A 19812-nucleotide genomic window follows, 5' to 3' on the forward strand; every position below is an offset into this window, starting at 1 on the left:
GACCGCCTCAGTCCTTGTCGAGGGTTACGTCGCCGGGAGCGGTGCCGCCGGGGCTGCCGTGGGCCGTGTCGTCGGCGGCGGGAGCCGTGTCATCCGCGCCGTGGACGCCGGCTGCGAGATCCGCGTCGCCCTCGGACGCCGTTCCACCGGGCCTGCCGCGCCCGCCGTCGAAGGTCACCCGAACCGTGTCGAAACGCTTCATCCGCTCCAGTACGGCGTCCGCCGAGGGCCGCTCCATCTCGTCCACGATCCGCCCGTCCGCGAGGAAGAGCACCAGGTCGGAGTGGGCGGCGGCGCCGGGGTCGTGCGTGACCATGACGACGGTCTGGCCCAGCTCGTCCACGGCCTCGCGCAGGAATCCGAGGACTTCGAGGCCCGCCCGCGAGTCCAGGTTGCCGGTCGGCTCGTCGGCGAAGATCAGCTCGGGCCGGGAGGCGAGCGCCCGCGCGCAGGCGACGCGCTGCTGCTGTCCTCCGGAGAGCTGGGCGGGCCGGTGCTTCAGCCGATCGCGCAGCCCGAGGGTGTCGATGACCTGGTCGAGCCACTTCTGGTCGGGCTTCTGGCCCGCGATGTCCATGGGCAGCGTGATGTTCTCGGCCGCGTTCAGGGTGGGGATCAGGTTGAACGACTGGAACATGAAGCCGATCCGGTCCCGCCGCAGCCGGGTCAGCTCGCGGTCCTTCAGCCCGGTGATCTCCGTGTCGCCCAGCCACACCTGTCCGGCCGAGACGGTGTCCAGGCCCGCCAGACAGTGCATGAGGGTGGACTTCCCGGAGCCCGAGGGGCCCATGACGGCGGTGAACCGGCCGCGCGCGATGTCCACGTCGACCGAGTCGAGGGCCAGTACGGTGGTCTCGCCGGAACCGTACGCCTTGGTCAGGCCGCGGGCGCGGGCGGCGATCCCGTCCCCCTCCGCGCGGCCCGGAATCTGCTCCGCAGCAGCTGTGGACAAGACCGCCTCCTCTGTGATGGATGGTCCGGACTCCTCGTCCGGCCCGAGCGTAGTGTGATCGGAGGCACACCCGGTATCCCCCCTAGGTGCCGCACCGTCTCCGTCCCAGGGTGTGCCCCTGATATCGATGTAAGGGGCAATCTCCACCGCGGCTCTCCACCGAGGTCCACCGCGGCTCTCCATCCGGCCCCACACCTTGGCCCCACGCCTTGGCTCTCCGCCCTGGACCAGGCCCTCTTGCCGGTGCTAGCGATATCGCGCTAGCTTCGAAGGATGGCGAAGACTCAGCTGAACGTCCGAGTGGACGAAGGCACCGCGAGGGCCGCTCGGGAGCGCGCCCTGGAACGGGGGATGAGCGTGAACCGCTATATCGAGGAACTGGTCCGGCAGGACACCGGGGAGGTGGGCCACACCTTCGTGGAAGCCGCCGCCGATTTCATGAAGCAGTACGAGTCCGTCTTCGTCGAGGAGTTCGGCGCGGACCGCGAAGGCACCAGCGAAGGTCGTCGTTGATCCCTTGAGCAGTCTCAGAGTCGATCTTGCCTGGCTTCTCATGATCGCCGAACAGAAAACACCCGGAGACCCCCAGGTCACCGATTGGGGATCCCTCGTCGCCGCGGTCAGCCGGCACGACGCGGAGATCCTCGGCATTCCCGTCTACGACAGCCCGCACGCCCGCGCGGCCGCGCTGCTCCAGCTCCTGCTGCACGTCCCGGCGCTCGAACGCTCCAACGCGATGTTCGCCTCGGCCGTCGCCTACGCGTATCTCGTCGCCAGCGGCCTGAAGGTCGTCACCTCGCCCGAACAGGTGCGGGAACTGGCCCGCCTGGTGAAGAGCGGCGAGGCCACCGTGCACGACATCGCCCACGAACTGCGCCGCTGGAGTCTGTGACACCCGCTGTCCCGGGCGCCGGGGGCGCGCTCGTCAGTCGAGCGGCCGCCGGGCGGTGCCCAGGACGCAGTACGACGTGGGCAGGCGTGGCCCCTTCTCCGGCATCAACAGCCTCCGGTACGGGCCCAGTTCGAACCCCGCCTCACGCAGTGAGGCGATCGGGTCGCGGGCCACGTGACAGCCGCCGCACAGCCGCGGCCACACCGTGGCGTCCAGGCCCCGCTGGACGGACCCCATGACCCGTCCACCGCCGCGGCCGTGCTCGAAGAACCGCACCGTGCCGCCGGGGCGCAGCACCCGCCGCACCTCGGCGAGCGCCTTCGGTACGTCCCGCACGCTGCACAGCACCAGCGAGAGCACGGCGGCGTCGTACGCCTCGCTCTTGACCGGCAGGGCCTCCGCGGCACCCGGGGCCACATCGACGGGCACCTCGCAGCGCATCGCCGCCTCCACCGCCAACTGCCGCAGCAGCCGCTCGGGTTCGATGGCGACGACCTCCGAGACGGTGCCCGGATAGTGGGCGAAGTTCAGGCCGTTGCCCGCGCCGATCTCGATCACCCGCCCGGACAGTCCGGCGAGCAGCCGTTCACGCAGCCGGCCGATCCCCATCCGGGTCTCGGCGCCGGTGCTGAAGCGGGCGTAGTAGCGGGCGAACACCGGATGGTGCACGGCGTGCGCGGAGACCTTGCCGGGGCCGGCCGGCCGGAGCGGCTTGAACGGCATTTCGGACCTCCCGGGAGACAGGGTTCACCGGGATTCTCCCCCCGGGACGTCCACCGCACGCGCCGCGCGTCGCGTACGAGGCGGGTTCACCCGACCGGGGATCCGGTCACGGCCGAACCCACGGCGGTCGCCGGGTCACCGGTGACCCGGCGACGGACACGCGACACGCGACACGGGCCGCGGGCCGCGAGTGGAGTGTCGTGACCGGTGACGTACCGATGGCCGGTGACCGATGGCGGGTGACGGGTGACGGGTGACGGGCCACCTGTCACCGGTGACAGGGACGTGCGGTGGCCGGCTCAGGCTGTGTGCGCCGCGGTGAAGACCCCGGCGTTCCAGCGTCCGCCCAGCCGGTGATCCAGCCAACTCGGCGCTCCGGCACGGAAGTCCGCGGGCGAGAGGCCACCCGCGCCCGCCGGGACCGCACCCAGAAGGGGCGCCCCGGACACGGCCGGGAGGTCCGCGAGATTGCACCGCATCGCCAGATCGGGGGAGTCCGGCCAGCTCCCGATCACGACCCCCGCGAACTCCAGTTCCCGCAGCCGCAGTTCACGAGCCGTCAGTTCCGTCGTGTTGAGCGTGCCCAGCCCCGCGGAAGCGACGACCAGCACGGGCGCGTCCAGCAGCCGGGCCACGTCCGCGAGCGTCCCGTCCTCGTGGTCCAGCCGGACGAGCAGACCGCCCGCGCCCTCGACCAGCACCAGATCGTGCTCGGTGGCGAGCTTCGCCGCGGCCTCCGCCGCCGACTGCGGGGACACGGCCGTCAGTCCGGCCCGCCGGGCGGCCGTAGCGGGCGCCAACGGCTCGGGATAACGGCCCAGTTCGAGGGTCGTGACGGCACCGGCGAGCCGGGCCACCTCGTCCGCGTCGCCGCGCTCGTCCGGTCGTACACCCGTCTGCGCGGGCTTCAGGACGGCGACGGACCGCCCGGCCGCGAGAGCCGTGGCGGCGACGGCGGCCGTGACGACCGTCTTGCCCACCTCCGTGCCCGTACCCGTGATCACCAGTACCGTCATCTCAGCCCTCCCGCGCCGCCGCGCACACCGCGCGGGCGATCCGTGCCAGATCCGTGTCGCCGGTGACGTACGGCGGCATCGTGTAGACGAGGTCGCGGAACGGCCGCAGCCACACGCCCTCGCGCACCGCGGCCGCCGTCGCCGCCTTCATGTCCACCTCGTGGTCGAGCTGGACGACTCCGATCGCGCCGAGCACACGTACGTCCCGGACGCCCGGCAGCGAGGCGGCCTCCGCGAGGCCCTCCCGCAGACCGGCCTCGATCCGCTTCACCTCGGTCCGCCAGTCCTGGCCCAGCAGCAGGTCGATCGAGGCGCACGCCACAGCGGCGGCGAGCGGGTTGCCCATGAAGGTCGGGCCGTGCGCGAGCACCGGGACCTCACCGCGCGAGATGCCGTCGGCCACCCGCGAGGTGCACAGCGTCGCCGCCATCGTCAGATAACCACCGGTCAGCGCCTTGCCGACACACATCACGTCCGGGGTCACACCCACGTGGTCCGCGGCGAACAGCTCACCCGTACGGCCGAAACCCGTCGCGATCTCGTCGAACACCAGCAGGACGTCGTGCTCGTCGCAGGCCTCGCGCAGCACCCGCAGATACGCGGGGGAGTGGAAGCGCATCCCGCCCGCGCCCTGCACCACCGGCTCCACGATGACGGCGGCGAGCTCGTCGGCGTGCCGCCCGACGAGCTCGCGCAGCCGGTCCGCGTACGACTCCTCGTACCCGGCCGGCGGCGCGTCGGCGAAGACCTGGCGCTGGAGCACGCCCTGCCACAGCTCGTGCATCCCGCCCTCGGGGTCGCACACCGACATGGGCTGCCAGGTGTCCCCGTGATAGCCGCCCCGCCAGGTCAGCAACCGCTGCTTGCCCGGTCGGCCGAGCGAGCGCCAGTGCTGGAGGCACATCTTGACGGCGACCTCGACCGCGACCGAGCCGGAGTCGGCGAGGAAGACGTGTTCCAGACCCTCCGGCGAGATGTCGACCAGCAGTTTCGCCAGCCGGACGGCGGGCTCGTGGGTGAGCCCGCCGAACATCACGTGGCTCATGCGGTCCAGCTGGCCGCGTGCCGCGTCGTTCAGGACCGGGTGGTTGTAGCCGTGGATGGCCGACCACCAGGACGACATGCCGTCGATCAGCTCGCCCGTGCCGTCGGCCATCCGCAGCCGGACCCCGCTCGCCGACTCCACGACCAGCGGCTCCTGGCGCCCGGGCATCGGCCCGTACGGATGCCAGACGTGCCGCCGGTCGAGGTCGAGCAGTTCCCGCACGGACAGCTCAGGCATTGGGCGCGAGGTCCGTTCCGGCACCGCGGCGACGCACGGAGACCAGGTCCGTACGGGCGTCGGCGGGCGCCTCGGCCACAGCCGCGGGCACCTCGGCCGGAGCCGCGGAGACCGAACCGCACACCCCGCCGTCTTCGTGGGACCCGCATCCGGCCTCCGCGTGCGATCCGCACCCGGCGCCGTCGTGCGATCCGCACCCGTCCTGCGCGTGCGATCCGCAGCCGCCGCCCGACGGCACGCGGTGCTCCGGCAGCGTCACCTCGCCCGCGTTCTCCACCTCGAAGCCGGCGTCCGCGATCATCTCCAGGTCGGCCTTGCCCGCCTGGCCCTCGCTGGTGAGGTAGTCACCGAGGAAGATCGAGTTGGCGAGGTGCAGGGCCAGCGGCTGGAGCGTGCGCAGATGCACCTCGCGGCCGCCGGCGATCCGGACCTCGACGTCCGGGCAGACGAAGCGGACCATCGCGAGGATCCGCAGACAGCGCTGCGGGGTGAGGTTCCACTCCTTGGCGAGTGGGGTTCCCTCGAACGGGATCAGGAAATTCACCGGAACGGAGTCGGGGTCGAGCTCGCGCAGCGCGTACACGACGTCGACGAGGTCCTCGTCCGACTCGCCCATGCCCGCGATCAGACCCGAGCAGGCGGACAGCCCCGCCGCGTGCGCCTTCTGGACGGTGTCCACCCGGTCGGCGTACGTGTGGGTGGTCGTGATCTCCCCGTACGTCCCCTCGGACGTGTTCAGGTTGTGGTTGTAGGCGTCCGCGCCCGCCGCGCGCAGCCGCTCGGCCTGGCCGTCGGAGAGCAGGCCCAGGCAGGCGCACACCTCGACGTTCTCGTTCTGGTCCTTGATCGCCTTGATCGTGTCGGAGACCCGGTCCACGTCACGGTCCGTCGGGCCGCGCCCGCTGGCCACCAGGCAGACCCGCTTGGCGCCACCGGCCAGCCCGGCCGCCGCGGCCCGGGAGGCCTCGTCGGGCTTGAGCCAGCTGTACTTGAGGATGCCGGCCGTGGAGCCCAGACGCTGCGAGCAGTACGAGCAGTCCTCCGGGCACAGGCCCGACTTCAGGTTGACGAGATAGTTCAGTTTCACCCGTCGCCCGAACCAGTGACGGCGCACCTTGCCGGCCGCGGCCACCACGTCGAGTACGTCGTCGTCGGAGGTGGCCAGTACGGCCAGCGCCTCGTCGCGGGTCGGCAGCTCGCGCCGAAGCCCCTTGTCCACCAGCGTGTTCAGCAGGTCCATGAGGTCCGATCCTGGCCTATGCGACCGCTTCCGGCCAAGGAGAGTTTGCACAACAGAGATGGTTCGACGTGTGGGTATTGCCACATCATGGGCCCGCGGAGCGACCGCTAGGGTCTGTGCACTGCCTACAAATCACCGCCACCGCGCATGCGGCGAGACCCGGAGGACACATGGCGTTCGGCTGGATCGACGAGCAGGCCGAGGCGCGCCGCAGGGCCGGACTCGTACGTACGCTGCGCCCGCGTCCGGCGGACTCGCCGCTCCTCGACCTCGCGAGCAACGACTACCTCGGGCTCGCCCGCCACCCGGAGGTCACCGAGGGCGCGGCCGCGGCCGCGCGCCGGTGGGGCGGCGGCGCGACGGGCTCCCGGCTCGTCACCGGCACCACCGAACTCCACGGCGAGCTGGAACGCGAACTGGCCGACTTCTGCGGCTTCGAGTCCGCGCTCGTCCTGTCCTCGGGCTACGCGGCCAACCTCGCCGCCGTCACCGCGCTCGCGCCGCACGGCTCGCTGGTCGTCTCGGACGCCGGCAACCACGCCTCCCTGATCGACGGCTGCCGGCTCGCCCGCGGCACCACACAGGTGGTCTCCCACGTGGACCCCGACGCCGTGCGCAAGGCGCTCGGCACCCACGACGGACCCGCGGTCACGGTCTCCGACACGGTCTTCTCGGTGGACGGCGACGCGGCCCCGCTCGCCGAACTCGCCCTGGCCTGCCGGGAGTACGGCGCCGGACTCATCGTCGACGACGCGCACGGGCTCGGTGTCCTGGGCCACGGCGGCAGGGGCGCTCCGCACGCCGCGGGGCTCGCGGGGGACCCGGACGTCGTCGTGACCGTCACGCTCTCCAAGTCGCTCGGGAGCCAGGGCGGCGCCGTCCTGGGCCCGGCGGCCGTCATCGACCATCTGATCAACGCGGCGCGCACCTTCATCTTCGACACCGGCCTGGCGCCCGCGGCGGCGGGCGCGGCACTGGCGGCGCTGCGGCTGCTGCGCCGTGAACCGGAGCGGGCGGCACGGGCGCGCGAGGTGGCCAGGGCACTGCACACGCGGCTGACGGCGGAGGGCCTCTCCGCGGTGCGACCGGACGCCGCGGTCGTCTCCGTGCGGGCACCGTCCCCCGAACGGGCGGTGCGGTGGGCGGCCGACTGCCGCGAGGCGGGCCTCGCTGTCGGCTGTTTCCGTCCCCCGTCGGTGCCCGACGGTGTTTCGCGGCTGCGGCTGACGGCCCGCGCGGACCTCACCGAGGAGCAGATCGAGCACGCGGTGGACGTGATCAGCCGGAACCGGTGAACCGGTGAACCGGTGAACCGGTGAACCGGTGGAGCGGTCGGCCGGTGATACGCCGGAGCGGTCGGCCGGTGATCTGTCGGAGCGGTGAACCGTGCGGGGTCAGTCCAGCCCGGTGATGAACCCCTCCCAGACGTCCGGGGTGAACAGCAGGGCGGGTCCCGCCGTGTTCTTGGAATCGCGCACCGCGACCATTCCGGACCAGGGTCCGGTGGTCGGGCGTGCTGTCTCGACGCAGTTGTTCATCCCGGTACTGCGGCTGCTGCGCAGCCATCGCACAGGGTGCAGTGAAGTGCTGGAAGGTACGTACCGAGGCATTGCTGACATGACGTGCCTCCTTACGCGCCGTCACCTGTCGCGGCGATGTAGTCCAACGAGTCCTCGGGTGAAAGGGCGTGGAACTGAAGAGCGTTGAAGGCCTCGGTGTAGGCCTGGAGGTCTTCTTTCCGTTCGAGATAGAGGCTACTCGTCAAGTGGTCGAGAACAACCACATCCAGATCGGTTGTGTTCGGAAATGAGAAAATAACGAAAGGCCCGGTAACTCCGATGTGTGCCCCGGCGGCGAACGGCAGTACCTGGAGCCGTACTTGGGGCAGGACGGCGGCCTCCCGCAGCCGCTGCAGTTGGCTCGCCATGACGTCGGGGCCGCCGACCTCCCGCCGCAACACCGCCTCGTCCAGGACGGCGGACAGTTCCAGCGGCGGGTTCGACCGCAGGACGTCCTGCCGGGCCAGGCGTACCTCGACCAAAGCGTCGAGCTTGCTCTCCTCCAGACCGTCCACGGCGGCCCGCGTGACCGCGCGGGCGTACTCGGGCGTCTGCAGCAGTCCGGGTACGACAGAGGTCTCCAGGGTGCGCATGGCGCTGGCGCCCGACTCCAGGCTGATGAAGTCGCGGTAGGCGGGGGGAAGCACACCGCGGTACGCGTGCCACCAGTGATGGCGCCCGTTGCCCTCGGATCCGGCCAACACGACGAGAAGTTCTCGCAGTTCGGGATCATCGACGCCGTACGCGTGCAACAGGCGCTCCACATCGGCCGGTTTCACCCCGCTGGTGCCGGTTTCGATGCGGCTCACCTTCGACTGGTGCCAGCCGAGCAGGCGGGCCGCCTCACCGCTCGTGAGGCCCGTACCCGCGCGGAGCGCGCGCAGTTCGGCACCGAGCTTGCGGCGGCGCACCGCGGGACCGTGCTGCATGACTGTTCTCCTTACTCCTTCCAAGTCGCCCGAATATGCTCTGCCGACGCAGAGTTCACCGCATCGAGCGACAGATATATGCATTAGTCGGTGGATCGCACCCGCGACCGGCCCGGTAATGGCAGTCTGGCGCAAGCACCAGTCCGGGACCGTACTCGAACCATCCGCTCGGTGTCGGGCTCCGGTCCCGTGGGAAAGGGACGAACGTCGCCATGGCAGACCATCAGGAAGCATCCGTCACCCTGCCGAGCGAACCGGTCTCGGTTTCCGTGGCCCGTAAATTCGTCGCCGAAGTGCTGTCCGAATGGGGCCTGCCGGGCGACTGCGAAGTCGCCGAGACCGTCCGTCTGATCGTGTCCGAACTGGCCACCAACGCCGTCCAGCACACGTTCGGGCAGTCACCCACCTTCACGGTCGGCGTGCGTCTCGACCGGGAGGAGCGTCTGCGTATCGGTGTCACCGACAGTCATCCGCGCTTTCCGAAGCGGCTCCCCGCGGCCGTCCAGCAGGACAACGGCCGGGGCATGGTGATCATCCGCTGGCTGGCCGCCGAAAGCGGCGGCAGGCTCACCGTCGTGCCGACCCGGGAGGGCGGCAAGACGGTCTCCATCGAACTCCCGTGGACGGTCCCCGTCCAGCCGGTGCCGGCGGGGTGGCCGGAAGAGCCCTAGGTGTATTGACCCGCAGCGTTGTTCACACGGCTGATGGGTGGCTGGCCTCCGAGGGCGGTGTGGCAGCGATGGTAGTTGTAGCCGTGGAGGAAGTCGTCCAGGGCGGCCGTGCGTTCGTCGTTGCTGGTGTAGGGCCGCAGGTAGGCCCATTCGTCGAGCAGGGTGCGGTTGAAGCGTTCGACCTTGCCGTTGGTCTGCGGCCGGTAGGCGCGCGTCAGCTTTCCGGTCGCGCCGATCTCGGCGAGGGCCTGTTTCCAGGCCAGGCCCTTGCGGTAGGCCCAGGCGTTGTCGGTGAGCACGCGTTCGATGCGGGTGATGCCGTGCGTGTGGAAGAACGCAGCCGCGCGGGTGAGGAAGCCCGCGCAGGTGGCGACCTTCTCGTCCGGGTGGATCTCGCTGTAGGCGAGGCGACTGTGGTCGTCGACGGCGGAGTGGACGTAGTCGAAGCCCATGCTGCTGCGGGTGGCGCGGCCGGCCTGGCGTCCGAGGACTTTGTGGCCGCCGCCGTCGGGGATCCGACCGAGCTTCTTGACGTCGATGTGGATCAGTTCGCCGGGCCGGTCGCGTTCGTAGCGGCGGATGACCTGGCCGGTGGGCCGGTCCAGGTGGGCCAGGCGGTTCAGGCCGTGGCGGGTCAGGATCCGGTGGATGGTCGAGGCGGGCAGGCCCAGGATCGGGCCGAGCCGTGCGGGACCGAGTTTGCGGGCCTGCCGCAGTTGGCAGACCCGGGCCTCCAGGGCCGCAGGTGTGCGATGCGGTGTCGTCCGGGGCCGGCTGGAGCGGTCGGCGAGGCCCGGTTCGCCCTCGTCCCGCCAGCGGCGGACCCACTTGTGGGCCGTGGCTCGGGAGACGCCCATCTCGGCCGCCACATGAGCGACCGGGCGGCCCGCGCAGACACGTTCGACCAGCAGCCGCCTGCCATGAACGGTCAGCCGGGCATTACGGTGGGACACGAAGACCTCCGTGCGGTGCAGTCCTAGACAGCTCCACCACATCGGAGGTCTTCGCCATGTTCAAGACCCGCCAGTGTCAACAACGCTCGTGATCAATACACCTAGGGCCTGATCCGAACGACAGACCCTGGCGGGACCCCGGGATCGAGGCAGACCTGACGGAGTCGTACGGGGAGGGGCACTAGAGGATGTCGTCCCGACGCCCCTGGCTCTCCGGACGGCCGGAGAGCCGGTGCCTTCCGGCTCGCCCGAACGCCCCGCGCAGCAGGGCGCGGAACGCGTCGGCCGCGGGGACCGTGACATCCGCCCGGTGGGCGACCGAGATCGTGCGGCGCAGGTCTCCCGGCTCCAGCAGCCGGGCGCTCACCGGCGTCGCCGCGGTCGCCGCCACCATCTCGGGTACGACCGCGACCCCGAGCCCAGCGCTGACCAGCGCGCACACCAGGGCGTACACCGGTGTCTCGACGAGCACCGCCGGTGTGGCCCCCGCCCGGGCGAGCGCGGCCTCCACACCCTGCCGGGGAGGGTGGTGCGGGGCCATGCTGATCAGCGGCTGCCCGGCGAGTTCGGCGAGCGGCAGCCGTGCCGTACCGTCCGCGAGGAGGTGGCCGGGAGCGGTCACCAGCACCAGCTCCTCGACGAGGAGCGGCTCGACGCCCACGGACGACGGGACCGGTACCGGCGCGGCGGGCCGGTAGGTGTGCGTGAGGGCCAGGTCCACCTCGCCGGCCGCGACCGCCGCGATCCCGAGCGGGGGCTCGTAGTCGGCGACCGCGAGCGCCACGTCCGGGTGGGCCCGGCGGAAGGCGCTGAGTACCGGCGGCAGCAGATGGGTGCCCGCCGTCTGGAAGGTGCCGAGCCGCAGCGTGCCGCCCGACAGTCCCGTCAGACCGGCCAGTTCGTGCCGGGCCAGCTCCATCTCGTCGAGGACCCGGCGGGCCCGTACGACCAGCAGTTCACCCGCGTCGGTGAGCCGCGTCCCGCGATGGGAGCGCACCAGCAGCGTCGCCCCCGCCTCCCGTTCCAGCTTCGCCACCTGCTGGGACAGCGCCGGCGGGGTGTATCCGAGGCGCTCGGCGGCCCGGGTGATCGACCCCGCCTCGGCGACCGCCACCAGCGCCGCGAGCCGTGTCGGGTCGTACATCGCGGCCTCCCCGGGACCGGTGGCACCCCGCCCGGTCTAAACGATTGCTTAAGGCCCGCCCAGGATATTCGACATACCTGCTGAAGGCCCGCTCCGGGCAGCCTGGGCGCATGGACGCACAGCTCATCGCCTTCACAGGTGTCGCCGCGGGGATGGTCGCCATGCCGGGCGCGGACTTCACCGTCGTCGTACGCAACGCCCTCGTCTCGCGCCGTGCCGGAGTCGCCTGCGCCCTCGGCATCGCGGGCGGCCTGCTCGTCCACACCGCGCTCGCCGTCGCCGGGGTCGCCGCGGTCCTCACCGCCGTGCCCATGCTGTTCCGGACGCTCCAGCTGCTCGGCGGCGGCTATGTGCTGTACCTGGGCCTGCGCACGCTCCACTCGCTGTACCGTCCGCGCGGCGTGGCGGCTGACGGACCGGCGGGCGAGGGGGCCGTGACCGAGGGGGCGGGCCCGCGTCCGCTGCGGCAGGGGTTCGTCACCAACGTGCTCAACCCGAAGGCGCCCGTCACCTTCCTGAGCCTCCTGCCGCAGTTCGTGCCCGCGGGCAGCGCGGTGATGCCGCGGACGCTGGTGCTCGCGCTGATCGTGGTCGTCCTGGCCCTGGTGTGGTTCCCGGCGGTCGCGCTCCTGGTCGACCGGCTCGGACGGTGGCTGCGCGGGCCGCGTGCCGCGCGCGCCGTGGCGGGGGCCACCGGCGGCGCTCTCACCGTTCTGGGCGTCGCCCTGGTGCTGGAGCCACTGAGGAGCTGAGAGGGCGTCGGGCGGCCCGTGGAGGGCCCGCTCCGGGGCGGCGGCGCGTGCCGTCGCCCCGGGTGAAAGGTCAGCTGACCCTGCCGTACCAGACGCTTCTCGTCCAGATCTTCTGGAGCTTCACCACTTCCCCGGTCTTCGGAGAGTGCCAGATCTTCCCCTTCCCGGCGTAGATACCGACGTGGTACACGTTCCGGCCGGAGTGGAAGAACACGAGGTCACCGGCCTTGCGGTGCGAGGCCGAGACGTGGTGCGTCTTGTTGTACTGGGCCGCGGCCGTACGAGGCAGCTTCTTGCCCGCCTTCTTGTACGAGTAGAGCGTGAGCCCGGAGCAGTCGAAGCGGTGAGGTCCCGTGGCGCCCCACTGGTAGGGGGAGCCGTGCTTCGACGCCGCGACCTGGAGTGCCCTCGTCGCAAGAGTGGCCGCCTCGGCGTCCGGCGCGACGCCGGGTACCACGAGGCTGCCGCCCACCGCGGCAAGGGTGAGGGCCGAGGCCGTACCGGCCCGGGTCCACAGCGACGGGACACGATTGAGCGCAGTCATGCGCAACCCTTCGTCAGCCGCCTGTGAAGGATGACCTGTCGGATTCGGGCTGGCGAAGTTGCCCGGCCGCGGCTGCGGCTTCACCCCAAGGACCGCCCGGAACTGTTCCGGCGGCCCGTCTAGCTGGGTCCTCCACTCCTGCCGATCCACATCTGTCGACCGGGCATCCGGGCGGCGGCAGGACTCGGCGTCCGCCCGGACCGCCCCGCCGCTGTGGCGGGGGCTTGTCGTCGGAAGGGATCTTGACCCATGGGAGTCGGAAAATCCGAGCGGAACCGGTGTTTTGTGGGCTTACTCACCACTCACCCGTTCGAGTGAACACCCCTCCGTTCGAGCACGTGTTGGGGACGTCGATGGGCCCCGCACCTGCGACGACGGTCCTCATCCGGCCTTCGGATGCCGTGTGTTGCGCAACTCGGAGGGGTCGTAGAAAGGTTGGGCGAATACGCCAACAGGGGGTACACCATCCGGTCCGTTTGAGTCGTGGTCCGGACGTCGGCGGCCACGGCGCGTACCTGCCTTCTGGTGCGGGTCCGTCAACTGCCGGACCCGGGCGGCACGGTGACCCGGTTCGCCCGCCGCTCCCCGTCGAGCACCCGCAGGGCCTGGGCCAGCGTCGGGGCGTGCACCTCGCTCTCGCCCCGCTGGTGCATCAGCGTGAGAGCGTCCCGCAGGGCCGCCGCCTTGCCGACCAGTGCCTGAGCCGCCCTCAGGCCGCGATAGGTGTCTCCGGGACGGGACGGGTTGATACGGCCGATCAGGTCGACCACGTCGAGATAGCGGTCGATCAGCTCGGCCTCGGCGCGGGTCAGCGCGGGCAGCGGGGGGAGGTCCGGGATCATCGCCCGCTCACCTCGCGCCGGGCGTCTCGAGCGAGGTCCTGCGGCTCGGGACGATTTGGTCGATCAGCCCGTAGTCCAGCGCCGCCGGAGTGTCGAAGATCTTGTCCCGCTCGATGTCCGCGGCGACCCGCTCCGGGCTCTGCCCCGTATGCCGTACGAGCATGTCCTCGAGGATCTCGCGGGTGCGCAGCAACTCCCCGGCCTGGATGACCAGGTCGCTCGTCTGCCCCTGGATCGGCTCCGGGACCGACGGCTGGTGCAGGAGGACGCGCGCTCCCGGCAGAGCGAGCCGCTTGCCCGGGGTGCCGCCGGCCAGCAGGACGGCCGCGGCCGACGCCGCCTGGCCGAGGCAGACCGTCTCCACGTCGCAGGTGACGAACCGCATCGTGTCGTAGATCGCGGTCATCGCACTGAAGGAGCCGCCCGGGGAGTTGATGTACAGCGAGATGTCCTGCTCGGGCGCCTGGTGTTCGAGGTACATGAACTGCGCCATCACGTCGTTCGCCGACGTGTCGTCGATCGGGGTCCCGAGGAACACGATCCGCTCGCTGAGCAGCTTCGAGTACGGATCCAGGGTCCGGTGCCCCGAGCTCGTGCGTTCGGTGAACTCCGGCAGGACATGGCGGGCGGACGGGCTGTGCATGGCACGCCTCCTCAGATCGACGTCTGTAAAAAATGTACAGGACGTACGTCTCCAGGGAAGGGGGCATGCTGAGAGCGAAATCGGCCCCGCCCCTGTCCGGGGACCGTCCGAGCGGTGCCGTGCGCCGCCGGGCGGGGGGATCCCGGGCCCCGCGGTGTGCCGGAGGCCCGGTCTAAGCTGGACGTCATGGCCTACGAGATTCCGGTGACGCAAGCCAGGGCTGAGCTCGCCGAACTGATCAACCGCGTCGTGTACGGCGGCGAGCGCGTCGTCGTGACGCGGCACGGCAAGCCGCTCGTCGCCCTGGTCTCGGCCGCCGACCTGGAGCGCCTCGAAGAACTCCAGGAGCCCGCGGACGGCCAGGTGATCAGCTCTCTGTCCAGCGTCCGGGAGGTGGCGTCGGCGCCCCGCGAGCGGCAGCGGTTCGGCATCGCGGCGGAGCACCGGGGGCCCAGCGCTTCCTAGGGTCCCCGGCGGCCACCTCCGCCACGTCTGCCCGTCGAAGCGCGTACCCGGGCGTCGCGACGGGGCGAACGCCGCCTGTCGGGTCACGGGCCGCCGACGCGACCGCGGCCGCCGTCACCGGTCGGCGGGGAGGCTCCCCGCGAGTCGCCCGGTACGCCGTATACGGTCCTGCCCTCGACGGCCTCACGGCATCCACGGGTGCCGTCGCGGCCCGGTCGGGCGGAACGGGGCAAGCGGGGCGGCATCGCGGACCCGAGGAGTTCCCCCGGCCCGGCCCGGAAGGGATCACAGGCTGGTTAACGTCCTCGAAACTCCGGCCAACTAGCGTGCGCATCCACGCCACCAGGGGTTTTGGTGGCCACGGCCACCGGGCCCCGCACGGTCCGGAGCGAGGATGTGAGGTGGGACGCCGTGCAACTGACCCCGCACGAGCAGGAGAGGCTGCTGATCCATGTGGCGGCCGATGTCGCCGAGAAGCGCCGGGCCCGTGGACTGAAACTGAACCACCCCGAGGCCGTCGCCCTGATCACGTCGCACATCCTCGAGGGCGCCCGTGACGGCCGTACCGTCGCCGAGCTGATGTCCTCCGGGCGCAAGATCCTGACCCGGGACGACGTCATGACGGGCATCCCCGAGATGATCCACGACGTCCAGGTCGAGGCGACCTTCCCGGACGGAACCAAGCTGGTCACCGTCCACGACCCGATCGTCTGACGGAGGGCAAGCGCCGTGATTCCCGGAGAGTTCCTCTTCGCCGACGGACCCGTCGTGTTCAACGAGGGCCGTGAGGCCACCCGGCTGACCGTTCTCAACGCCGCCGACCGCCCCGTTCAGGTCGGCTCCCACTACCACTTCGCCGAGGCCAATCCCGGTCTGGACTTCGACCGCGCCGCCGCGCGCGGCAAGCGGCTCAACGTCGCCGCCGGCACCGCCGTGCGCTTCGAGCCCGGGATCCCCGTCGAGGTCGAACTCGTCCCGCTCGCCGGCGCCCGCGTGGTGCCCGGACTGCGCGGGGAGACCGGAGGTGCCCTCGATGCCTGAGATCTCGCGTGCCGCGTACGCCGATCTGTTCGGTCCGACCACCGGTGACCGCATCCGCCTCGCCGACACGGACCTGCTGGTCGAGATCGAGGAGGACCGTTCCGGCGGACCCGGTCTCGCCGGTGACGAGGCGGTGTTCGGCGGTGGCAAGGTCATCCGTGAGTCCATGGGCCAATCACGCGCTACGCGCGCAGACGGCACCCCGGACACGGTCATCACCGGGGTCGTGATCATCGACCACTGGGGGATCGTCAAGGCCGACGTCGGCATGCGCGACGGCCGGATCTCCGGCATCGGCAAGGCCGGCAACCCGGACACCATGGACGGGGTCCATCCCGACCTGGTGATCGGCCCCGAGACCGAGATCATCGCGGGCAACGGGCGGATCCTGACCGCGGGCGCCATCGACGCGCACGTGCACCTGATCTGTCCGCAGATCGCCGACGAGGCCCTCGCCTCCGGCATCACGACGCTCGTCGGCGGCGGTACCGGCCCCGCCGAGGGCTCCAAGGCGACCACCGTCACCCCCGGACCCTGGCATCTGGCCCGGATGCTGGAGGCGATGGAGGGGTACCCGCTCAACTTCGGTCTGCTCGGAAAGGGCAACACCGTCTCGCACGAGGCGATGTTCTCGCAGATCCGGGGCGGCGCCCTCGGCCTGAAGATCCACGAGGACTGGGGCTCGACGCCCGCCGCGATCGACGCCGCGCTCACCGTCGCCGACCGCACCGGCATCCAGGTCGCCATCCACACCGACACGCTGAACGAGTCCGGGTTCGTCGCCGACACCCTCGCCGCCATCGCCGGACGCGGTATCCACGCGTACCACACGGAGGGTGCGGGCGGCGGGCACGCGCCGGACATCATGTCCGTGGTCTCCGAGCCGTACGTGCTCCCCAGCTCCACCAACCCGACCCGGCCCTACACCGTCAACACCGCCGAGGAACACCTCGACATGCTGATGGTCTGCCACCACCTGAACCCGGCGGTGCCCGAGGACCTGGCCTTCGCCGAGTCCCGCATCCGGCCCTCGACCATCGGGGCCGAGGACATACTCCACGACCTCGGCGCCATCTCGATCATCTCCTCGGACTCCCAGGCCATGGGCCGCGTCGGCGAGGTCGTCATGCGGACCTGGCAGACGGCCCATGTGATGAAGCGGCGCCGGGGCTCCCTGCCGGGCGACGGCCGCGCCGACAACCACCGCGTACGTCGCTATGTCGCCAAATACACGATCAACCCGGCGCTCGCGCAGGGACTCGCCCGCGAGATCGGCTCGGTGGAGACCGGCAAGCTCGCCGACCTGGTGCTGTGGGAGCCCGCGTTCTTCGGGGTCAAGCCGCACCTCGTCATCAAGGGCGGAATGATCGCGTACGCGCAGATGGGCGATGCCAACGCGTCCATCCCGACACCGCAACCGGTCCTGCCCCGGCCGATGTTCGGGGCGATCGGGCGGGCCCCGGCCGCGAACTCCTTCAACTTCGTGGCACCGCTGGCCATCGAGGACGGGCTGCCGGAGCGGCTCTCGCTCGGCAAGCGGTTCGTCGCCATCGAGTCGACGCGGGCGGTGACCAAGGCCGACATGCGGGAGAACGATGCACGGCCCGAGGTGCGGATCGACCCCGACAGCTTCGCCGTGCACATCGACGGGGAGCTCGTCGAGGCGACTCCCGCCGCCGAACTGCCCATGGCCCAGCGTTACTTCCTCTTCTGATGTCCCGGGCAGCGCTCCTCGTCCTGGCCGACGGCCGCTTCCCCGCCGGAGGGCACGCGCACTCCGGCGGGGCCGAGGCCGCGGTCAGGGCCGGACGGATCACCGGAGCGGCGGACCTGGAGGACTTCTGCCGGGGCCGGCTGCACACGACCGGACTCGTCTCGGCCGCGCTGGCCGCGGCGGCCGCACTCGGGGTCGACCCGGTGGCCCTGGACGCGGCCGCCGACGCCCGTACGCCCTCGCTCGCCCTGCGGGTCACCGCGCGGCGGCTGGGACGGCAGCTCATGCGGGCGGCCAGGGCGACCTGGCCCTCCGCCGAACTCGACGCGCTGGCGCGGGAGTTCCCCAAGGGGGCGCATCAGCCGGTCGTGCTGGGCGTGGCCGCGCGGGCCGCCGGTCTCGGGCCCGAGGACGCCGCGTACTGCTCCGCGTACGAGTGCGTCAGCGGGCCCGCGTCGGCGACGGTGCGGCTGCTGAGCCTCGACCCGTTCGACGCGACGGCCGCGCTGGCCCGGCTCGCGCCGGAACTGGACGTCGTCGCCCACGCGGCGGCGAGTGCGGCGCGGCGGGTTCTCGACGACGGCGTCGAGGCGCTTCCCGCGGCGTCGGCACCGCTGCTGGAGATCGGCGCGGAGGCGCACGCGGCCTGGCCGGTGCGGCTCTTCGCCTCTTAGCGGACGCGGGCCGCGGGCTCTCGGACCCTCGGGAGCCCGCCGACCGTCCCGCCGCCGGGCTCCGGGGTCCTCAGGGGTCGCTGCGGGGGTTCGTGGGACTCCACGCCCCAAGGAACCCGGCGGCGGCCGAAGCCGGACGGGGCCGCGTCCCCGGGGCACTCCGCCCCGGAGCTGTCGGTGCCCGCCGATCGGTCGGGGGCCCCTGGCCTCCGGGGGAGCGTCACCGACGCCGTTCCCCACCCAACCCCAACGCGCCGAACGAAACTGGAGCCGTACCGTGCATCTCGACCACTCCCACCACGGGCCGTCCGCGGTCAGTGCCGACGCCCGACGCCCCGACGGAAGGCGCCGTGCCCTGCGCATCGGGCTCGGCGGCCCCGTCGGCTCCGGGAAGACCGCCACCGTCGCCGCCCTCTGCCGGGCGCTGCGCGACGAACTGTCCCTCGCCGTCGTCACCAACGACATCTACACCCGCGAGGACGCGGAATTCCTGTTGCGGGAGGCGGTACTGCCCCCCGAGAGGATCACCGCCGTCGAGACGGGCGCCTGCCCGCACACCGCGATCCGGGACGACATCTCCGCCAACCTCGAAGCGGTGGAGGACCTGGAGGACGAGATCGGGCCGCTGGATCTGATCCTCGTGGAGTCCGGCGGCGACAACCTCACCGCGACCTTCTCCAAGGGACTCGTCGACGCGCAGATCTTCGTGATCGACGTCGCGGGCGGGGACGACATCCCGCGCAAGGGCGGGCCCGGTGTCACCACGGCCGACCTGCTCGTCGTGAACAAGACCGACCTGGCGCCTTACGTGGGCTCCGACCTGGGGCGGATGGCCATCGACGCCAAGGCGCAGCGGGCCGAACTGCCCGTGGTCTTCCAGTCGTTGCGGACCGAGGCCGGCGTCACGGCGGTCGCCGGCTGGGTGCGCGAACGGCTCGTGGCGTGGACGGCATGACGACGGCGGGAGTGCGCGCCACGGCGCGGATCGAGGCCAGGGACGACGGCCGGGGCGGGACCTCGCTGCCGGTGCTGGACGGAGAGGGGCCGCTCGCCCTGCGCCGGATCCGGAGCGGCGGGTCCGAGGCGCGCGTGATGCTGGTCGGGGCGATGAGCGGACCGCTCGGCGGCGATCACCTCGCGGTCGAGGCCCGGGTCGGTCCGGGCGCGCGACTGCGGGTCGGCTCGGCCGCCGCCACCATCGCGCTGCCCGGCCAGGCCAAAGGGGAGGCCCGCTACGACGTGTGCCTGAACGTGGCCGACGGAGGTGAACTGTGCTGGCTGCCCGAACAGTTGATCTCCGCGGGCGGCAGCGATCTCTCCGTCGCCTCGCGCATCGACCTCGAACCCGGCGCCCGGCTCGTCTTCCGGGAGGAACAGGTGCTCGGGCGCGTCGGTGAGGAACCCGGGCGGCTCACCAGCCGTCTCACCGTGCGACGCGACGGACGGGCCCTGCTCGACCAGGAGGTGGTCTGCGGTCCAGGTGCGCCCGGCGGCTGGGACGGGCCCGCCGTCCTCGCCGGGCATCGGGCACTCGGACAACTCGTCGTCGTACGACCGGAGTTCGAGAGGGCCGCGCCGGCGGCGCGACCGCTCGGGGAGTACGCCGCGCTCACCCCGCTCGCCGGACCCGCCGTGCTCGTGACGGCACTCGCCCCCGACGCGCTGCTGCTGCGACGGGTGCTGGACGAAGCGCTGTGCGAACTTACGTGACGTCAACTATGTTGCTGCGAAGGGCTTTTCACATCAGGTTCACCGCTCACCGGAACACGTCGTACC

Annotated in this window: 24 protein-coding genes and 1 riboswitch; of the genes, 12 read left to right on the top strand and 12 right to left on the bottom strand. The window is 71.6% G+C overall.

All coding sequences use genetic code 11. From position 1 onward, the window contains the following. Positions 1-7: 7 nt before the first annotated feature. The gene (locus tag OG780_RS34940; protein ID WP_328454938.1) at positions 8-952 is read right to left on the bottom strand and encodes an ABC transporter ATP-binding protein; all 945 of its coding nucleotides are present in this window, start codon (positions 950-952) and stop codon (positions 8-10) included. A 273-nt stretch (positions 953-1225) separates the two neighbouring features. Between OG780_RS34940 and OG780_RS34945 the strand changes: the two genes are divergently transcribed. Both OG780_RS34945 and OG780_RS34950 read left to right on the top strand, forming a co-directional pair. Further along, positions 1226-1465: a toxin-antitoxin system HicB family antitoxin gene (locus OG780_RS34945; protein ID WP_326789120.1), complete on the top strand. Its 240-nt coding sequence runs from the start codon at positions 1226-1228 to the stop codon at positions 1463-1465. 4 nt (positions 1466-1469) lie between these two features. Next, positions 1470-1844 carry a fic family toxin-antitoxin system, toxin component gene (locus tag OG780_RS34950; protein ID WP_326789121.1) on the top strand — a complete coding sequence of 125 codons (375 nt, stop codon included), beginning with the start codon at positions 1470-1472 and terminating at the stop codon, positions 1842-1844. 33 nt (positions 1845-1877) lie between these two features. Here the strand turns inward: OG780_RS34950 and OG780_RS34955 are convergent, their stop codons facing one another. From OG780_RS34955 to bioB, 4 genes are all read right to left on the bottom strand, one after another. Next, positions 1878-2567, bottom strand: coding sequence for a class I SAM-dependent methyltransferase (locus OG780_RS34955; RefSeq protein WP_328454941.1), 690 nt, complete (start codon positions 2565-2567; stop codon positions 1878-1880). A 299-nt stretch (positions 2568-2866) separates the two neighbouring features. Next, a complete protein-coding gene (gene bioD, locus OG780_RS34960; RefSeq protein WP_328454943.1) occupies positions 2867-3583 on the bottom strand; it encodes a dethiobiotin synthase in 717 nt (238 codons plus the stop codon). Position 3584: 1 nt separating this feature from the next. Continuing rightward, positions 3585-4865, bottom strand: a complete 1281-nt coding sequence (locus OG780_RS34965; RefSeq protein ID WP_328454945.1) for an adenosylmethionine--8-amino-7-oxononanoate transaminase — start codon at positions 4863-4865, stop codon at positions 3585-3587. After that, complete coding sequence (gene bioB, locus OG780_RS34970) at positions 4858-6105, bottom strand: biotin synthase BioB (protein WP_328454946.1); 1248 nt, start codon at positions 6103-6105, stop codon at positions 4858-4860. The genes OG780_RS34965 and bioB overlap by 8 nt, the downstream gene beginning before the upstream one ends. A 170-nt stretch (positions 6106-6275) precedes the next feature. Here bioB and OG780_RS34975 point away from each other — a divergent pair, with 170 nt between their 5' ends. Beyond that, positions 6276-7400 carry an 8-amino-7-oxononanoate synthase gene (locus OG780_RS34975; protein ID WP_326789126.1) on the top strand — a complete coding sequence of 375 codons (1125 nt, stop codon included), beginning with the start codon at positions 6276-6278 and terminating at the stop codon, positions 7398-7400. A 99-nt stretch (positions 7401-7499) separates the two neighbouring features. Here the strand turns inward: OG780_RS34975 and OG780_RS34980 are convergent, their stop codons facing one another. Both OG780_RS34980 and OG780_RS34985 read right to left on the bottom strand, forming a co-directional pair. Next, positions 7500-7724: a DUF397 domain-containing protein gene (locus tag OG780_RS34980; RefSeq protein ID WP_328454948.1), complete on the bottom strand. Its 225-nt coding sequence runs from the start codon at positions 7722-7724 to the stop codon at positions 7500-7502. Positions 7725-7735: 11 nt separating this feature from the next. Further along, a complete protein-coding gene (locus tag OG780_RS34985) occupies positions 7736-8593 on the bottom strand; it encodes a helix-turn-helix domain-containing protein (protein WP_328454950.1) in 858 nt (285 codons plus the stop codon). Positions 8594-8805: 212 nt separating this feature from the next. Between OG780_RS34985 and OG780_RS34990 the strand changes: the two genes are divergently transcribed. Further along, entirely contained in the window at positions 8806-9264 is a 459-nt protein-coding gene (locus OG780_RS34990; protein ID WP_328454952.1) for an ATP-binding protein, read from the top strand. Here the strand turns inward: OG780_RS34990 and OG780_RS34995 are convergent. Both OG780_RS34995 and OG780_RS35000 read right to left on the bottom strand, forming a co-directional pair. Beyond that, entirely contained in the window at positions 9261-10217 is a 957-nt protein-coding gene (locus OG780_RS34995) for an IS481 family transposase (RefSeq protein WP_328444966.1), read from the bottom strand. The two genes, OG780_RS34990 and OG780_RS34995, sit on opposite strands and share 4 nt — an antisense overlap. Before the next feature lie 181 nt (positions 10218-10398). After that, entirely contained in the window at positions 10399-11361 is a 963-nt protein-coding gene (locus OG780_RS35000) for a LysR family transcriptional regulator (RefSeq protein ID WP_328454954.1), read from the bottom strand. Between the two features lie 110 nt (positions 11362-11471). Here OG780_RS35000 and OG780_RS35005 point away from each other — a divergent pair, with 110 nt between their 5' ends. Next, the gene (locus OG780_RS35005) at positions 11472-12113 is read left to right on the top strand and encodes a LysE family translocator (protein ID WP_328454956.1); all 642 of its coding nucleotides are present in this window, start codon (positions 11472-11474) and stop codon (positions 12111-12113) included. Between the two features lie 70 nt (positions 12114-12183). Here OG780_RS35005 and OG780_RS35010 read toward each other — a convergent pair whose 3' ends face one another. The 3 genes from OG780_RS35010 to OG780_RS35020 all read right to left on the bottom strand — a co-directional run bounded on the left by OG780_RS35010 (position 12184) and on the right by OG780_RS35020 (position 14142). Next, positions 12184-12657, bottom strand: coding sequence for a C40 family peptidase (locus OG780_RS35010; RefSeq protein ID WP_328454958.1), 474 nt, complete (start codon positions 12655-12657; stop codon positions 12184-12186). A gap of 3 nt (positions 12658-12660) precedes the next feature. Beyond that, a riboswitch (cyclic di-AMP (ydaO/yuaA leader) is annotated at positions 12661-12825 on the bottom strand. Between the two features lie 368 nt (positions 12826-13193). Further along, positions 13194-13499: a hypothetical protein gene (locus tag OG780_RS35015; RefSeq protein WP_328454960.1), complete on the bottom strand. Its 306-nt coding sequence runs from the start codon at positions 13497-13499 to the stop codon at positions 13194-13196. Positions 13500-13506: 7 nt separating this feature from the next. Further along, on the bottom strand, positions 13507-14142 hold the full coding sequence (locus tag OG780_RS35020; RefSeq protein ID WP_328454962.1) for an ATP-dependent Clp protease proteolytic subunit: 636 nt from the start codon (positions 14140-14142) through the stop codon (positions 13507-13509). A 186-nt stretch (positions 14143-14328) separates the two neighbouring features. Between OG780_RS35020 and OG780_RS35025 the strand changes: the two genes are divergently transcribed. From OG780_RS35025 to OG780_RS35055, 7 genes are all read left to right on the top strand, one after another. Then, positions 14329-14607 (top strand): type II toxin-antitoxin system Phd/YefM family antitoxin, encoded by a 279-nt coding sequence (locus tag OG780_RS35025; protein WP_326789135.1) that lies wholly within the window; start codon positions 14329-14331, stop codon positions 14605-14607. 411 nt (positions 14608-15018) lie between these two features. Next, the gene (locus OG780_RS35030) at positions 15019-15321 is read left to right on the top strand and encodes an urease subunit gamma (RefSeq protein ID WP_326789136.1); all 303 of its coding nucleotides are present in this window, start codon (positions 15019-15021) and stop codon (positions 15319-15321) included. A 15-nt stretch (positions 15322-15336) separates the two neighbouring features. Further along, positions 15337-15648: an urease subunit beta gene (locus OG780_RS35035; RefSeq protein ID WP_328454966.1), complete on the top strand. Its 312-nt coding sequence runs from the start codon at positions 15337-15339 to the stop codon at positions 15646-15648. Beyond that, positions 15641-17362: an urease subunit alpha gene (locus OG780_RS35040; RefSeq protein ID WP_328454968.1), complete on the top strand. Its 1722-nt coding sequence runs from the start codon at positions 15641-15643 to the stop codon at positions 17360-17362. The genes OG780_RS35035 and OG780_RS35040 overlap by 8 nt, the downstream gene beginning before the upstream one ends. Next, a complete protein-coding gene (locus OG780_RS35045; RefSeq protein ID WP_328454970.1) occupies positions 17362-18036 on the top strand; it encodes an urease accessory protein UreF in 675 nt (224 codons plus the stop codon). Before OG780_RS35040 ends, OG780_RS35045 begins: the two co-directional genes overlap by 1 nt. Positions 18037-18313: 277 nt before the next feature. Further along, positions 18314-18991 (top strand): urease accessory protein UreG, encoded by a 678-nt coding sequence (gene ureG, locus OG780_RS35050; RefSeq protein WP_328454972.1) that lies wholly within the window; start codon positions 18314-18316, stop codon positions 18989-18991. After that, on the top strand, positions 18988-19746 hold the full coding sequence (locus tag OG780_RS35055) for an urease accessory protein UreD (protein ID WP_328454974.1): 759 nt from the start codon (positions 18988-18990) through the stop codon (positions 19744-19746). The genes ureG and OG780_RS35055 overlap by 4 nt, the downstream gene beginning before the upstream one ends. Positions 19747-19812 lie beyond the last annotated feature (66 nt).

The organism is Streptomyces sp. NBC_00386, from assembly GCF_036063235.1.
Taxonomy (GTDB): domain Bacteria; phylum Actinomycetota; class Actinomycetes; order Streptomycetales; family Streptomycetaceae; genus Streptomyces.